General features: G+C 67.5%; 2 protein-coding genes. Both read left to right on the top strand.

What is annotated here, in order from left to right; all coding sequences use genetic code 11:
• Positions 1-293: 293 nt before the first annotated feature.
• Positions 294-614 carry a DMT family transporter gene (locus AC3XYG_RS39135; RefSeq protein WP_489145317.1) on the top strand — a complete coding sequence of 107 codons (321 nt, stop codon included), beginning with the start codon at positions 294-296 and terminating at the stop codon, positions 612-614.
• Between the two features lie 77 nt (positions 615-691).
• Positions 692-1,738: a pseudaminic acid synthase gene (gene pseI, locus AC3XYG_RS39130; RefSeq protein WP_489145316.1), complete on the top strand. Its 1,047-nt coding sequence runs from the start codon at positions 692-694 to the stop codon at positions 1,736-1,738.
• The last annotated feature ends 172 nt before the right edge of the window (positions 1,739-1,910 follow it).

Raw genomic sequence — 1,910 nt, 5'->3', positions numbered from 1 at the left:
AGATCCAGATGCTGGTCGACAACCGCGTCCTGGTCACCATCACCGGCGACGCGCCGGCGGAGGCGAAGCAGGCCTATGCCATGGCGGTCGACCTGTCGAAGCTGAAGTGACCGGCCGGCAACGCGCTGGCGCGGCCGTCTGACGGCGGCCTCTCGGCTTCCGGTGCTCACGGACTATCACGTCCGCTGCGCGCCGGGTCTCGAAACCACCGCCAGCCGACTCACGCCAGCGCATTTCCAAACAGCCTCTAAGCGGCTCTCTCAGCACCCCTCATCGTCGAACGAGTCCGTCCCATGACCTGGATCCTGCTGTTCGCCGCGATCGGCTTCGAGGTCGCCGGCACCTTCTGCATGAAGCTGTCGGACGGGTTCCGCAACCCGCTGCCCTCGGTGCTGATCTTCGTCTTCTACGCCGCCGCCTTCGGCGCGCTGACCCTGACGCTGAAGCGGATGGAGCTGAGCCTGGCCTATGCCATCTGGGCCGGTGTCGGCACCGCCCTGACCGTGGCCATCGGCGTGCTGTGGTTCGAGGAGGCACTGACGCTGCTGAAGCTGGCATCGGTCGCCCTGGTCATCGCCGGCATCGTCGGGCTGAACCTGGGCGGCGCACATTGAGCAGGCTGGACCTTCGGATCGGCCTGGGTTTGACTGGCGCGGTTTCAGCCAAGCCAATTGTGCCCGAGGGGGCCCGGATGCAGCCTATTTCAATCGCCGGCCGCAAGATCGGCCCGGACCATCCGCCCTACATCATCTGCGAGCTGTCGGGGAACCATAACGGCGAGCTGGCACGGGCGCTGCGCATGCTGGAGGCGGCCAAGGCCACCGGCGCCGACGCGGTGAAGCTGCAGACCTACACTGCCGACACCATCACCCTGGACCATGACGGCGACCAGTTCCGGATCAAGGGCGGGCTGTGGGACGGAAGGCGGCTGTACGACCTGTACCAGGAGGCGTCGACCCCCTGGGACTGGCACGAGGCGCTGTTCGCCAAGGCGCGCGAACTCGGCATCACCATCTTCTCCACCCCCTTCGACAAGACCGCGGTGGACCTGCTGGAGCGGCTGGGCGCCCCGGCCTACAAGGTCGCGTCCTTCGAGGTGGTGGACCTGCCGCTGGTCGAATACATCGCCAGCAAGGGCAAGCCGATGATCATCTCCACCGGCCTCGCCAATCTCGGCGAAATCCAGGAGGTGATTGACGCCGCGCGCCGGGGCGGTGCCGACGGGCTGGTGGTGCTGCACTGCATCAGCGCCTATCCCGCGCCGATGGAGGATGCGCATCTGCGCACCATCCCCAACCTGTCGCAGACCTTCGGCATCATCAGCGGCCTGTCCGATCACACCATGGGCACCGCCGCCTCGGTCACCGCGGTCGCGCTGGGCGGGTCGGTGATCGAGAAGCATTTCACCCTGGCGCGCGCCGATGGCGGGCCGGATGCGGCGTTCTCGCTGGAGCCGGCAGAGTTCACCCGGCTGGTCGAGGACTGCAAGGCGGCCTGGGCGGCGCTGGGCAGCGTCCGCTACGACCTGAAGGGGTCGGAGGCCGGCAACATCGTCTATCGCCGGTCGCTCTATGTCACCCAGGACGTTAAGGCCGGCGACCTCCTGACCGAGGCCAATGTGCGGTCGATCCGCCCGGGCTACGGCCTGGCGCCGAAGCACCAGCCGCAGGTGCTGGGCCGCCGCGCCAGCCGCGACCTGGCCCGCGGCGAGCCGCTGGCGTGGGAGATGGTGAAGTAGAGCCCATTCGATAACGCTACTGGTGCGGCCGCCTGAGGGCGGTTTCTGCGCTTCCGGTGCTCACGGACCCAAACGTCCGCTGCGCGCCGGTTCTCGAAACCACCCCCAATCGACTCGCACCAGCGCATTCTCGAACGGGCTCTATGGTCGGACCTATTCTTCGCCTCCCGGT

Source organism: Inquilinus sp., from assembly GCF_057815775.1.
The sequence above is the reverse complement of the archived record's forward strand: the minus strand, read 5'-3'. Positions and strand labels throughout refer to the sequence as shown.